The sequence below is a fragment of the Jeongeupia sp. HS-3 genome, from assembly GCF_015140455.1.
Classification (GTDB): domain Bacteria; phylum Pseudomonadota; class Gammaproteobacteria; order Burkholderiales; family Chitinibacteraceae; genus Jeongeupia.
This window is the reverse complement of the sequence record NZ_AP024094.1, coordinates 3,294,595-3,307,526: the sequence shown is the minus strand read 5'-3', so window position 1 is coordinate 3,307,526 and position 12,932 is coordinate 3,294,595. Positions and strand designations below refer to the sequence as shown.

The following is a 12,932-nucleotide window of genomic DNA, read 5'->3' as shown; positions in this document are numbered from 1 at the left end:
CGCTTACTTGCGCGCGATCGCGCGCCAGCCGATATCGCGGCGGAACTGCGCGCCGTCGAAATGCACGCCTTCGAGGATCTCGTAAGCACGTTTGTGCGCCAGCTTGAACCCTTCGCCAAATGCGGTCACGCACAGCACACGTCCGCCGCTGGTGACCGGACGGCCTTGATCATCAAGCTTGGCGCCGGCGATGAAGACATGACCGTCTTCAAGTTCACCCGGCAAGCCAGTGATGACGTCACCGGTACGCGGTGTTTCCGGGTAATTGGCGGCAGCCATGACGATGCCAAGCGCGACGCGGCGATCCCATTCGGCCTCGACCTGATCGAGCGTGCCGTCGATGCCGTGTTCGAGCAGCGTCACCAGATCGCTCTTCAAACGCAGCATGATCGGCTGGGTTTCCGGATCGCCGAAGCGGCAGTTGAACTCGACCACCTTGACCGAGCCGTCGTCGCCGACCATCAAGCCGGCGTAGAGGAAACCGCTGTACTGCACGCCATCCCTGGCCATGCCGGCCACGGTCGGCAGGATCACCTCGCGCATCGCCTTGGCATGGATTTCCGGCGTCACCACCGGTGCCGGGCTGTACGCGCCCATGCCGCCGGTATTCGGGCCTTCGTCGTTGTCGAGCAGGCGCTTGTGGTCCTGCGAGCTGGCCATCGGCAGCACGTTCTTGCCGTCGACCATGACGATGAAGCTCGCCTCCTCGCCGGTCAGGAACTCCTCGATCACCACGCGGGCGCCGGCGTCGCCGAACTTGTTGCCCTCGAGCATCATGTCGATCGCCGCGTGCGCTTCGTCCAGCGTCATCGCCACGACCACGCCCTTGCCGGCAGCCAGGCCGTCGGCCTTGATGACGATAGGTGCGCCTTTCGCGTCGATGTAGGCGTGTGCCTTGACGGCATCGCTGAAGGTTTCGTAATCGGCGGTCGGAATGCCGTGGCGCTTCATGAACGCCTTGGCGAAATCCTTCGACCATTCGAGCTGCGCGCCGGCCTTGGTCGGGCCGAAGATCTTCAGCCCCTCGGCGCGGAACGCATCGACGATGCCCTGCGACAGCGGCGCTTCCGGGCCGACCACGGTGAACGCGACGTTTTCGCGCTTGGCGAATTCGATCAGCACCGGGATATCGGTGACCGGTACATTGGTCAGGTTCGGTTCCAGTGCCGTACCGGCGTTGCCCGGCGCGACAAAAACCTTGCCGACGCGCGGCGACTGGGCAATTTTCCATGCCAGCGCGTGTTCGCGACCGCCGTTGCCGATAACAAGAATATTCATTGCCTTACTCCAAAACCGCTTATTTGAATTCGTAGCGGCCAAATACGAAACCGACGTTGCCGCTATTGAGACCGCTGCTCAGCGACGGAATAAACGTCCCCAGCACCGAAGCACGCCACACGCGCAGCGACACCACCGGCAGGATGTAGGGAAACGGAATCCCGTTGATGATGTCCCGACGCGAGGTCAGGCCGACGGTATAACCGGCCCCGACCGAGACGATGCTTTCCGACGGCCAGAACCAGATTTTGGCGTAGCCGAGCATCAGCTCCGGATCCTTGTGCGAGTCGGAAAACACAAACCCGTACAGCATGTCGTGATTGCCGTTCTCATCGACGATGTGCTTGCCGATGCCACCGCCCCAGGCCTTGGCGTTCAGCTCATTGAGCTTCTCCTCGGTCCAGGTGCTCGGGTCGTGCCAGGTATAGCCGGTCACATATGCATCCCAGCTGCCTTCGTCGGCGATTTTGCCCAGATGGCTGCAAGCGCTGCCGAGCCATTCGCCCATATTGCCGCAATCGGCCGCCTGCGCAGGGATCACCAGCGCAAGCGACAGGGCGGCGGTTGCCAGCCAGCGTTTCATCTTTTCCCCGGAATCAATGACGGAAATGGCGAATACCGGTCACCACCATGGCGATGCCGTGCTCGTCGGCGGCGGCGATCACTTCGTCGTCGCGCACCGAGCCACCCGGCTGGATGATGGCCGCGACGCCATTCTCGGCAATCACGTCGACGCCATCACGGAACGGGAAAAATGCATCGCTTGCAGCGACCGAGCCACGCAGTTCCAGACCGGCACTACGCGCCTTGATCGCGGCGATCTTGGTCGAATCGACCCGGCTCATCTGGCCGGCACCGATGCCGAGCGTCTGGCCCTTGCCGCAGAAGACGATGGCGTTGGATTTGACGAATTTGGCCACATTCCACGCGAACAGCAGGTCTTTCAGTTGTTCCGGCGTCGGCTGTTTCTTGGTCACGACCTTGAGGTCGGCCAGTTTGAGCGCATGGGTATCCGGCGTCTGCACCAGCAGGCCGCCACCGACGCGCTTGAGATCGAACTTGTTTTCACCCGATTCGATCGCGACTTCGAGCACGCGCACATTGACCTTCTTGGCCAGCAGTTCGAGCGCGGCCGGCGTGTAGCCCGGGGCGATCAGCACTTCCATGAACTGCTTGGATACCGCTTCAACGGTATCGACGTCGATCGCCTTGTTGAAGGCGATGATGCCGCCGAAGGCGCTGGTGGTGTCGGTCGCAAATGCAAGGCGGTAAGCCGCATACGGATCGGTCGCCACGGCGACACCACACGGGTTGGCGTGCTTGACGATGACGCAGGCCGGCTCTTCGAACTGCTTCACCGCTTCCCACGCCGCATCGGCGTCGGCGATGTTGTTGTACGACAGCTCCTTGCCCTGATACTGCTTGTAGCTGGCAAGCGTGCCCGGTGCCGGGTGCAGATCGCGGAAGAAGGCCGCGCTCTGGTGCGGGTTTTCGCCGTAGCGCATGTCCTGCACCTTGACGAACTGCAGGTTCAGCCGCTTCGGATAGGTGGCCGTTTCGCCATCGTCGTTCAGCGCGGTCAGGTAGTTCGAAATCGCGCCATCGTAGGCTGCGGTATGACTGAAGGCCTTCTTGGCCAGATTCTTGCGCGTCGCCAGCGTCAGCGCGCCGCCATTGGCGTGCATTTCGGCGATCAGCGACGAATAGTCTTCGGCGTCGGTGACGATCGCCACATGGGCGTGGTTTTTCGCTGCCGAGCGCACCATCGCCGGGCCGCCGATGTCGATGTTCTCGATCGCATCTTCGAAGGTGCAGTCGGGCTTGGCGATGGTCGCTTCAAACGGGTACAAATTGACGCAAACCAGATCGATGTTGCCGATCTCGTACTCGGCCATCTTGGCGGTGTGCGATTCAAGATCGCGGCGGCCGAGAATGCCGCCGTGGATCTTCGGATGCAGCGTCTTCACGCGGCCGTCGAGCATTTCCGGGAAGCCGGTGTAATCGGCGACTTCGATCACCGGAACGCCATTGTCGGCGAACAGCTTGGCGGTGCCGCCGGTCGAAAGGATCTCGACACCCTGCGCGGCAAGCGCCTTGGCAAAGTCGAGAACGCCGGTCTTGTCCGACACGCTGATCAGCGCGCGCTGAATCTTGCTCATACTGCTCTCCTGAAGGTCGTTACGTATGTCGTGGCTTATGGATTCAGAGCAGATCGTAGGTCTGCAATTTTTTTCTGAGGGTATTGCGATTGATACCGAGCACCTCGGCCGCACGGGTCTGGTTGCCACCGACGCGCTCAAGCACCAGCAGCAGCAGCGGCTTCTCGACGCGGGCGAGCACCATGTCGTAAACCGCGCACGGCGTCTCGCCATCAAGGTCGTCAAAATACTGCGCCAGCGACGCGTGGATTACTTCGGCAATCGGATCCTGCTGGCTCGGTTCTTCCCGGTTCATGCTTCCCTCTACTCTTGTTCGGTCGCGATGTAGACCAAGCGCTCGCCGCCGGCCAAAAGGCCATCGAAGAACGCCTGGGTCGCGTTTTTTTGTTCGTGTGTACTTTCTTGCTGGTACATGTGCTGGCGGAATGCGTTGCCGCCAGCGAGTCCCTTGGTGTACCAGGCGATATGCTTTCTCGCGATCCGACAGCCCGAGTACTCGCCGTAAAACGAATACAGCGCATCAAGATGCTCGAGCAGCACGTCGCGGATTTCGATCACCTTCGGCGGCGGCAACAGCTCGCCGCTGGCCAGATAATGGCCGATCTCGCGAAACAGCCACGGCCTGCCCTGCGCGGCGCGGCCGACCATGATCGCGTCGGCGCCGGTGGCATCGAGCACTTCTTTCGCCTTGTACGGGCTGTCGATGTCGCCATTGGCGATCACCGGAATGGCGATGCTGTGTTTTACTTCGCGGATCAGCGCATACCGGGCGGCGCCGTTATACATGTCCTCACGCGTGCGGCCGTGGATCGCCAGCGCAGCGATGCCGGCCTCTTCGGCGCGGCGTGCCACGCGCAGGATGTTTTCCTCGCCATTGCAAAAACCCAGCCGGGTTTTCAGCGTCACCGGCACATCGACCGCGGCGACCACCGCATCGAGGATCCGGCCGACGAGGTCTTCGTCCTTGAGCAAGGCCGAGCCGGCGAGCTTGTTGCACACCTTCTTGGCCGGGCAACCCATATTGATGTCGACGATCTGCGCGCCGTTCTCCACCTGATAGCGGGCGGCCAGCGCCAGCTGTTCGGGATCGGAGCCGGCGATCTGCACCGAGATCGGCGCCAACTCACCCTCGAAATCGGCCCGCTTGAGCGTCTTCGTGGTCAGCCGCAGACTCTGATCGGCAGTGATCATCTCCGACACCGCGTGGCCTGCACCAAAGCGCTTGCACAGCATGCGAAACGGCCGATCGGTGACGCCAGCCATCGGCGCTACGATCAGATTGTTCGCAAGGGTGTAAGGACCGATATGCATGGGCGCAGGCGGGCAGGACTTGGGGAGGCCGCGATTCTACGGCTTGCCTAATTTTTAGGCAAGCCTGTTCGCCGCCTTGTTGAGGGGCTCAGCGTTGCAGGGGCTCAAGCGCCGCTGCGGCTTCCCATTCCAGAAAAGCGGGCAAGGCCAGCAAGCGATCTGCGTAGCGTTGTGCCGGTGCGGACACGCTCAGCCCATAGCTGCGAATCCGCGTCGCGACTGGCGCAAAAAAGGCATCGGCATGACTGAAGGCGCCAAAAAGAAAGTCGCCGCCAGCGCCAAAACGCGACCGGCAATCGGCCCATAGCGCCTCGATGCGCACCAGATCGGCGGCGACATCGGCGTGCGCCTCGGCTGTGGTACGCAAGCGCAGATTCATCGGGCAGTGCGTGCGCAGCGCAGTGAAGCCGGCGTGCATCTCGGCGCACACGGCACGGGCAACGGCGCGCGCGGCGCGCTCGCTCGGCCACAAGGACGGTTCGATTTCGGCCAGGTATTCGGCAATCGCCGGCGTTTCCCAGATGGCCAGCCCAGCATCAAGCAGCACCGGCACCTTACCGGTCGGACCATAGCCCAGACGTTCGGCCAGTGCACCGTCGCGGTAAAGGTCGTGCGTGACCTCGTCGAACGGCAAACCGGCCACCTTGAGCGCCAGCCACGGCCGCAGCGACCACGACGAATAGTTCTTGTTGCCAATCACCAGTTTCATCATCCCCTCCTCGTCCCGCCCTGATTGCTAAGCCTGATTGACTACTTCGCCGCCAGCGCGCGACAACATCAGCCGCGGCGATGCCTGCAACAGCGCTTCGAATTCGCCAGCCGGCAACGGTTTGCTGAACAGATAACCCTGAATCGCATCGGTACCGGCGCGACGCAGAAAATCCAGTTGCTCCGGCGTTTCAACGCCTTCCGCCAACACGCTCATGCCCAGGGTTTTACCCAGGCCGATGATCGCCAGCACGATGGCCGCATCGTTGGGGTCGGTGGTCAGATCACGCACAAAGCTCTGGTCGACCTTGAGCTTGTCGAAGGCAAAGCGCTTCAGGTACGACAGGCTCGAATAACCGGTACCAAAATCATCGACCGACAGCTTGACGCCCAGGCGCTTGATGCCCGACAGCATCGTCATCACATGCTCGACTTCCTGCATCACCACCGATTCGGTCACTTCGAGTTCGAGGCATTGCGGCGGCAGTTCGGCATCGGCCAGCGCGTCGGCGATGATCTCGAGCAGATTGGATTGATGCAGTTGCAGCGGCGAGAGGTTGACCGCGATGCTCATCGGCTCGCCGTTCTCGCGCGTCCAGGTCGCCGCGCGGCGGCAGGCTTCGCGCAGCACCCAGTTGCCGATCGGCACGATCATCCGGCTTTCCTCGGCAATCGGGATGAACTTGGCCGGCGAGATCAGCCCGTGCTCCGGGTGGCGCCAGCGGATCAGCGCCTCGGCACCGGTAATGCGGCCATCCCTGAGGCAGACCTGCGGCTGGTAGTAGAGCTCGAACTCGTTGTCGTTCAGCGCCTGGCTCATGCTGGTTTCCAGCACCAGGCGCTCGGACACCCGCGCGTTCATGTCGGCGGTGAAATACTGATAGTTGTTGCGGCCGGCGCTCTTGGCCTGATACATCGCCACGTCGGCGCTACGAATCAGCGTGTCCGAATCAGGGCCGTCGTCCGGATAGACGCTGATGCCGATCGACGTCGTCGTCGCGAAGCCGCCGGCCTCAAGCACGAAGGGGTCGGCGAAGGAGGCCAGAATCTGTTCAGCGACCAAGCCCGGATGAATCGCGTTGTCGATCTCGGTCAGCACGATCACGAACTCGTCGCCGCCCAGCCGCGCGAGGATGTCGCCCTTGCCGGCGATACGCTTGAGCCGCTCGGCCACCTGCATCAGTACCTGGTCGCCCGCGGTATGGCCAAGCGAATCGTTGATGGTCTTGAAGCGATCAAGATCAAGGAACAGCAGCGCCAGCTGCCGCGAGTGACGCTCGGCACTGGCAACGGCCAGGCGCAATTCGTCGCGCAAGAGGTTGCGGTTCGCCAGGCCGGTGACGGTATCGAAGTTGGCCAGCTCGATGATGCGATCCTGCGCCACCTTGCGTTCGGTGATATCGGTGACGGTGCCGATCAGCCGCGCCGGTTTGCCACGGCCATCGAACTCGACAAACTTGCCGCGCGACAGGAACCAGCGATATTCGCCGGTCTTGAGTTTGCGCCGGTACTCGATGACGAACTGCGGTGCGGTGCCGGCATAACAATCGCGAAACGCATTGAGCGCCACATCGCGATCCCCCGGATACATCTGCTCTTTCCACTTCTCGAACGTTTCGACCAGCTCGCCCGGCGTAAAACCCAGCAATCGGTCGTACTCGGGACTGGTAATCGCATCGCGGCGGATATCCAGCGGCATGTCGAACAGGCCGGTATTGGAGGCATCCAGCGCCAAGCGCAGCTGCTGCTCGCTCTTGACGATGGCCTCCTCGGCCAGGCGGCGTTCGGAAATATCCCGCACCACGGCGCAGTTGTATTCCTGCCCCTTGAAGACGATGTAGTTCGAGTACGACTCGATCGGGAACGCGTCGCCGCTGCGGGTTTTCAGCACGAACTCTTCAAACAGATGCTTTTGCTCGCGCAAACGCTCCCAGAACGGCCCCCAGGTCTCGGGATCGAAAGTGGGATTGACGTCCTTCAAGCGCATGCCAAGCAATTCGTGTTCACCGTAGCCAAGGCGGTGACAGGCGGTGGCGTTGACGTAGCGGATGATGCCATCGGGGTCGAGCCAGATCGCCATGTCGGCGCCGCGCTCGACCGCGACGCGGGTCAGATAGAGTGCATCCTCGGTGCTTTCCAGCCGGCGCAACTGCCGCAACACGTAAACGGCCAGCAAGGCAGCCAGCGCCAGCACGCTGGCGGTGACACCGCCGTTGACCAGACTGTCATGACGCCACGACGCCAGCACCTGCTGCCGGTCGACGCCGACCATCACACCCAGCGGCCAGCCGCCGACGTGACGCCAGCCATAAATGCGGGTGACACGATCCCGGGCGCTGCGCTCGATAAAGGTGCCGCTTTGCGCGCCACCGAAATCATTGTCGAAAAAAGTCCGGTGCGACAGGTCGTGGCCGACGTCGAAGGCGTTCTCCGGGTAGTGCACCAGCGAAATGCCGTCGTCGCGGAACATTTCGATCGCGAGGCCGGCGCGTGAGGAAATGCTGCGGTAGAACTGGCGGAAATAGCCCGGATCGATGCCGGCAAACAGCACGCCGACGAACTCGCCACGGCGGTTGTTCAATGCCATGACGATGGGAATCACCGAACGATCGCCGGTTGGATCAAGCTGTTGCTCGGCTATGTAGAAAGGCGACGAGGGCTGCGATCGCGCCACCTTGAAATACTGTGTACTGCCAAGATTGTGTGCCGGCGTCGGATATTGCAGCGTGCTCGCGGCCAGCGTGCCATCGGCACGTGCTACGGCAAACGTCGCCATCTGCGGCGTCTGGCCGAGCTGACGCTGCAAATAGGCGTGCATGCAGGCCGAATCAGCGGTTTCGACGCAAAGCTGGAAAATCTCGTTCTGCTGGATCGCGAACATGGTGTTCAGGCTGGCGTCCATGGTGCGGCCAACGTGCTCGTCCATGGTGCGCGCCAGCGTGAGCATCTGCTGCTCGGCGTTGCCCAGCGTCTCCTGGTAGCTGCGCCAGATCGACCAGCTCACCGCCGCCAGTGCAAATAGCACCACGCTGATCGACAACGCGATCAGCATCCGGCGGATCAGGCCGAAAGAGCGGCCGTTATCGGCGTCCTGTGAAGTGACCGGCACGCGGGTCAAGGCAGCTTCCTGCTAGGGGAAATTATTTACAGGGCCCCATTCTTGGGGCAAAAGCCGAACCTTGGCAAGCCAGAGCCGGGGGTTGTTCCCTGCGGGACTCAATCATCCGGCGCCCCCGCCCCGCCATCATTCGCTGCCCGCGATGCACAGCCTCCTTTACCGGCATGGGTTTACGCACTCCCAACGAAAAGATATGAAAATTATTTTCAATAATTCTCATTGTGTCGTTATATTCACACCCGGATAGTGACTCAAGACCGGCATTCACTCGGAGCAACCATCATGAACAATGAAAATACTTTGCTTGATTTCGAGATCGATGCCGGGGGCAAAGGCCTTGGCGCGCTACCGGCGAGGCAAAGGGCCGGCGAGATTGCCCAATTGGGCTGGCAACTGCTCGCCGAGGATTTGAGCCTGCCGGTCGCCGTGCTCTCGCAACGCCGAATCGAACACAACCTGGCGTGGATGAAAGCCTTTATCAACCGCTACCGCGTGCAGCTGGCGCCGCACGGCAAAACGACGATGAGTCCGCAGCTGTTCCGCAAGCAACTCGATCACGGCGCCTGGGGGATTACGCTGGCGACCGCACCGCAGGCTCAGGCTGCGTATAACCACGGCGTGCGCCGGATGCTGATGGCCAACCAGCTGGTCGGCCGCGGCAATATGGCGATCATCGCCCGCCTGCAACACGACCCCGAATTCACCTTCTACGGCATTGTTGATTCGGCCGAGAACATCGCCCAGCTCGGGCGCCATTTCCTTGAAGCGGATCAGACGCTGAAGGTCTTGGTTGAACTCGGCGTCAACGGCGGGCGCACCGGCGCGCGCGACGAGGCGCAGGAAGCCGCGCTGCTGGCCGAGATCGCCCGCTGGCCGTCGCTGCAACTATGCGGCATCGAACTCTACGAAGGCGTACTGAAGGACGAGGCCGACATCCGCGCTTTTCTGCGGCGCGCCGTCGCCCGCTGCGCCGCCTGGGCCGCCGAGGGCCGTTTCGCCGCCGGCCCGGTGCTGCTGTCGGGTGCCGGCTCGGCGTGGTTCGACATCGTCGCCGAGGAATTCTGCAACGCCGACATCGGCCGCCCGCTCGAGGTGATCCTGCGCCCCGGCTGTTACCTGACTCACGATGTCGGCATCTACAAGGCGGCCGAGACGCGCATCCAGGCCAACAACCCGGTCGCCCGCGACATGAACCGCGCGCTGCTGCCGGCGCTGCAGTTGTGGGCCTATGTCACCTCGCTGCCCGAACCGGGTCTGGCGATCATCGGCCTGGGCAAGCGCGACGCGGCCTTCGACGCCGGCCTGCCGGTTCCGGCACTGCATCATCGTCCCGGCAACGCCGCGCCGACACCGGCGCCGGAAGGCTGGGCGCTGACCGCGATGATGGACCAGCACGCCTTTATGGCGGTGCCGATCGATCACGGCCTCAAGGTCGGCGACATGATCGCCTTCGATATCTCGCATCCCTGCCTGACTTTCGACAAATGGCGCCAGCTGCCGATTCTTGATGACGACTATCGCGTCGTCGAGCTGGTACAAACCTGCTTTTAGGCAGATGCCCTTCTTAATTTAGCGCCGCAAGCCCGATCACTTTATCTCCAGCCCCATGAACAAACCCTTCGATATCGTTTACCAGTTGCGCAGCGCGCTCGATACGCTGAGCCCGACCGAACGCAAGGTCGCCGACGCCATTCTTGCCGATGTCACCTACGCCGCCGGCGCCGGTATCGAGCAGCTGGCGACGAGAGCCGGCGTGAGCATGGCGACGATCTCGCGCTTCGCCAAGGCCGTCGGTTGCGACGACATTCGCGAGCTGCGGGTCAGGCTGGCGCAGGCCGGCGCCGTTGGTAGCCGCTTCCTCGCGCCGGCCGAACAGGCGGAGCCGAGCGCTTTCTACGCACAGATCTGCGGCGAGATCGAACAGACCTTGCATGCCAATCTGGCGCGGTTCGACCCGGCTGCGTTCGGCGCCGCCGTCGATGCGCTGCAGCCGGCGCGGCAGGTGTTCGCCTTCGGCGTCGGCGGCGGCTCGACCATGCTGGCGCAGGAGCTGCAGTTCCGGCTGGTGCGGCTCGGCCGCGCCGTCACCGCCTACTCGGATGCGGTGATGATGAAAATCGTCGCCGCAACGCTCTCGCCCGACGACGTGCTGCTGTTGCTGTCGGTCAGCGGCATAACGCCGGAAATCCTCGCCGCCGCCGAGATCGCCCGCGCCTATGGCGCCAGGGTCATCGCGATCACCGCCGCCGGCTCGCCGCTGGCCGCGCTGGCCGACGTGCTGCTGCCGATCACGACGAGCGAGACCGACTTCATCTTCAAACCCTCGGCGTCGCGCTACGCGATGATGTTCGCGATCGACCTGCTGGCCACCGAGTACGCCTTGCGCCAGTCCGCGCACAGCAAGGAAATGCTGCGCCGGGTGAAGTACGCGCTCGACGAATACCGTGGCGGCGACAACCGTCTGCCGCTGGGAGATTGACCATGTACGAGCTGATCATCCGCAATGTGCTCATCCTCGACGGCACCGGCACGCCCGGCGCTGTCGGCGCGGTGGCGATCAAGGATGGCCGGATTGCCGCCATCGGCACCATCGATAGCCCGGCCAAGGACGACATCGACGCCGCCGGTCTGGCGTTGGCACCGGGTTTCATCGACGTGCACACGCACGACGACACCACGGTGATCCGTTCCCCCGAGATGCTGCCCAAGCTGTCGCAAGGCGTGACCACGGTGGTGGTCGGCAATTGCGGCATCAGCGCCAGCCCGGTGCGGCTCAACGGCGATCCGCCCGACCCGATGAATCTGCTCGGCGACGCCAAAGACTTCGTTTACCCGAGCTTCGGCGACTATCGCCTTGCGGTCGAAGCGGCGCAGCCGTCGGTCAACGTCGCCGCGCTCGTCGGCCACACCGCGCTGCGGCAGAACCATCTCGACCGGCTCGATCGCAGCGCCACGCCCGGTGAAATCGAAAGCATGCGCCAGGAGCTGCGCGACGCGCTCGCCAACGGCGCCGTCGGCCTGTCGACCGGGCTCGCCTACGCATCGGCGTTTTCCAGCAGCACCGACGAAGTGGCGACACTGGCCGAAGTGCTGGCCGAATTCGGCGCCGTTTACACCACGCACCTGCGCAGCGAGTTCGCGACCATCCTCGACGCGATGGACGAGGCGTACCGGATCGGCCGGCATGCGCGCGTGCCGGTGATCGTTTCACACCTCAAATGCGCCGGCGCCGGCAACTGGGGCCGCAGCGGCGAAGTGATCGCGTCGATCGAGGCCGCCGCTGCGCACCAGCATGTCGGCTGCGACTGCTATCCGTACGCGGCGAGTTCGAGCACGCTTGACCTCAAGCAGGTGACCGACGAATTCGACATCCTGATCACCTGGTCCGAGCCCGAGCCGGCAATGGGCGGCAAGCTGCTCGCCGAGATCGCCGCCGAGTGGAACATGCCACTGCTCGACGCCGCCCGCCGACTGCAGCCGGCCGGCGCGGTCTACTACGGCATGGATGAAAACGACGTCAGACACATCCTCGGCAACCCGCTGACCATGGTCGGCTCCGACGGTCTGCCGAACGATCCACTGCCGCATCCGCGACTGTGGGGCACCTTCCCGCGCGTGCTCGGCCATTACAGCCGCGAGGTGAAGTTGTTTCCGCTGGCCGAAGCGGTGCGCAAGATGACCGGGCTGTCGGCGGCACGTTTCGGCCTCACCGGGCGCGGCCTGATCCGCGAAGGCTGCTGGGCCGATCTGGTGCTGTTCGACCCGGCGACGGTGACGGATGTCGCCAGTTTCAGCGATCCAGCCCAGGCCGCCGACGGCATAGCGGCCGTCTGGGTCAACGGCGTGCTGTCGTATAAAAACAAGCAAGCCACCGGCCAGCGCGCCGGCCGTTTCCTCGCCCGCGAGCACGATCTGCGCGCCGGCTTTGAGTCATCCCTTCATTTCCAGGAGTAAGCATGTCCGATATCAAACGTTACGGCGTCGAAGGCGGCAAAGGCACCGGCGGCCAGCATCTGCCGTTCGCGCGCGCGGTCGAGGCCGATGGCTGGCTGTATGTATCCGGGCAGACGCCGATGCTGAACGGCGAAGTCGTCGAAGGCGGCATCGTCACCCAGTCGCACCAGACGATCCAGAACCTGCTGGCGATTCTGGAGGAGGCCGGTTACGGCCCCGAGCATGTGGTGCGTTGTGGCGTGTGGCTCGATGATGCGCGCGACTTCATGTCGTTCAACCGCGTGTTCAAGGAGTACTTCGGCGACAACCCGCCGGCGCGCGCCTGCGTGGTGTCGAGCATGGTGATCGACTGCAAGGTCGAGGTCGATTGCGTGGCGTACAGGAAACCGGCGGCCTGAGCGGCA

The 12,932-nt window shown here is 63.2% G+C and carries 11 protein-coding genes; 4 read left to right on the top strand and 7 right to left on the bottom strand.

The annotated features are described in order from the left end of the window. Positions 1 to 3: 3 nt before the first annotated feature. From purD to JLC71_RS16680, 7 genes are all read right to left on the bottom strand, one after another. Positions 4 to 1,278, bottom strand: a complete 1,275-nt coding sequence (gene purD, locus JLC71_RS15945) for a phosphoribosylamine--glycine ligase (RefSeq protein WP_200916580.1) — start codon at positions 1,276 to 1,278, stop codon at positions 4 to 6. A 19-nt stretch (positions 1,279 to 1,297) separates the two neighbouring features. After that, entirely contained in the window at positions 1,298 to 1,861 is a 564-nt protein-coding gene (locus JLC71_RS15940; RefSeq protein WP_200916579.1) for a hypothetical protein, read from the bottom strand. 13 nt (positions 1,862 to 1,874) lie between these two features. After that, positions 1,875 to 3,437: a bifunctional phosphoribosylaminoimidazolecarboxamide formyltransferase/IMP cyclohydrolase gene (gene purH / locus JLC71_RS15935; protein WP_200916578.1), complete on the bottom strand. Its 1,563-nt coding sequence runs from the start codon at positions 3,435 to 3,437 to the stop codon at positions 1,875 to 1,877. 43 nt (positions 3,438 to 3,480) lie between these two features. Beyond that, positions 3,481 to 3,732, bottom strand: coding sequence for a helix-turn-helix domain-containing protein (locus tag JLC71_RS15930; RefSeq protein ID WP_200916577.1), 252 nt, complete (start codon positions 3,730 to 3,732; stop codon positions 3,481 to 3,483). A gap of 8 nt (positions 3,733 to 3,740) precedes the next feature. After that, positions 3,741 to 4,748, bottom strand: coding sequence for a tRNA dihydrouridine synthase DusB (gene dusB / locus JLC71_RS15925; protein ID WP_200916576.1), 1,008 nt, complete (start codon positions 4,746 to 4,748; stop codon positions 3,741 to 3,743). 88 nt (positions 4,749 to 4,836) lie between these two features. After that, on the bottom strand, positions 4,837 to 5,457 hold the full coding sequence (locus JLC71_RS15920) for a glutathione S-transferase family protein (RefSeq protein ID WP_200916575.1): 621 nt from the start codon (positions 5,455 to 5,457) through the stop codon (positions 4,837 to 4,839). A 27-nt stretch (positions 5,458 to 5,484) separates the two neighbouring features. After that, positions 5,485 to 8,565 (bottom strand): EAL domain-containing protein, encoded by a 3,081-nt coding sequence (locus tag JLC71_RS16680; RefSeq protein ID WP_305066891.1) that lies wholly within the window; start codon positions 8,563 to 8,565, stop codon positions 5,485 to 5,487. 291 nt (positions 8,566 to 8,856) lie between these two features. Between JLC71_RS16680 and JLC71_RS15910 the strand changes: the two genes are divergently transcribed. The 4 genes from JLC71_RS15910 to JLC71_RS15895 are packed head-to-tail and all read left to right on the top strand — an operon-like array spanning position 8,857 to position 12,926. After that, positions 8,857 to 10,125, top strand: coding sequence for an amino acid deaminase (locus JLC71_RS15910; RefSeq protein ID WP_200916573.1), 1,269 nt, complete (start codon positions 8,857 to 8,859; stop codon positions 10,123 to 10,125). Between the two features lie 55 nt (positions 10,126 to 10,180). After that, the gene (locus JLC71_RS15905) at positions 10,181 to 11,053 is read left to right on the top strand and encodes a MurR/RpiR family transcriptional regulator (RefSeq protein WP_200916572.1); all 873 of its coding nucleotides are present in this window, start codon (positions 10,181 to 10,183) and stop codon (positions 11,051 to 11,053) included. A gap of 2 nt (positions 11,054 to 11,055) precedes the next feature. Next, the gene (locus JLC71_RS15900; RefSeq protein ID WP_200916571.1) at positions 11,056 to 12,528 is read left to right on the top strand and encodes an N-acyl-D-amino-acid deacylase family protein; all 1,473 of its coding nucleotides are present in this window, start codon (positions 11,056 to 11,058) and stop codon (positions 12,526 to 12,528) included. Between the two features lie 2 nt (positions 12,529 to 12,530). Further along, entirely contained in the window at positions 12,531 to 12,926 is a 396-nt protein-coding gene (locus JLC71_RS15895; protein ID WP_200916570.1) for a RidA family protein, read from the top strand. The last annotated feature ends 6 nt before the right edge of the window (positions 12,927 to 12,932 follow it).

What these genes read in the sequence shown, in the direction of transcription:
- JLC71_RS15940 (WP_200916579.1), bottom strand. Translation starts at nt 1,861, where the DNA reads ATGAAACGCTGGCTGGCAACCGCCGCCCTGTCGCTTGCGCTGGTGATC.
- JLC71_RS15905 (WP_200916572.1), top strand. Translation starts at nt 10,181, where the DNA reads ATGAACAAACCCTTCGATATCGTTTACCAGTTGCGCAGCGCGCTCGAT.
- dusB (WP_200916576.1), bottom strand. Translation starts at nt 4,748, where the DNA reads ATGCATATCGGTCCTTACACCCTTGCGAACAATCTGATCGTAGCGCCG.
- purH (WP_200916578.1), bottom strand. Translation starts at nt 3,437, where the DNA reads ATGAGCAAGATTCAGCGCGCGCTGATCAGCGTGTCGGACAAGACCGGC.
- JLC71_RS15900 (WP_200916571.1), top strand. Translation starts at nt 11,056, where the DNA reads ATGTACGAGCTGATCATCCGCAATGTGCTCATCCTCGACGGCACCGGC.
- purD (WP_200916580.1), bottom strand. Translation starts at nt 1,278, where the DNA reads ATGAATATTCTTGTTATCGGCAACGGCGGTCGCGAACACGCGCTGGCA.
- JLC71_RS15910 (WP_200916573.1), top strand. Translation starts at nt 8,857, where the DNA reads ATGAACAATGAAAATACTTTGCTTGATTTCGAGATCGATGCCGGGGGC.
- JLC71_RS15930 (WP_200916577.1), bottom strand. Translation starts at nt 3,732, where the DNA reads ATGAACCGGGAAGAACCGAGCCAGCAGGATCCGATTGCCGAAGTAATC.
- JLC71_RS15895 (WP_200916570.1), top strand. Translation starts at nt 12,531, where the DNA reads ATGTCCGATATCAAACGTTACGGCGTCGAAGGCGGCAAAGGCACCGGC.
- JLC71_RS15920 (WP_200916575.1), bottom strand. Translation starts at nt 5,457, where the DNA reads ATGAAACTGGTGATTGGCAACAAGAACTATTCGTCGTGGTCGCTGCGG.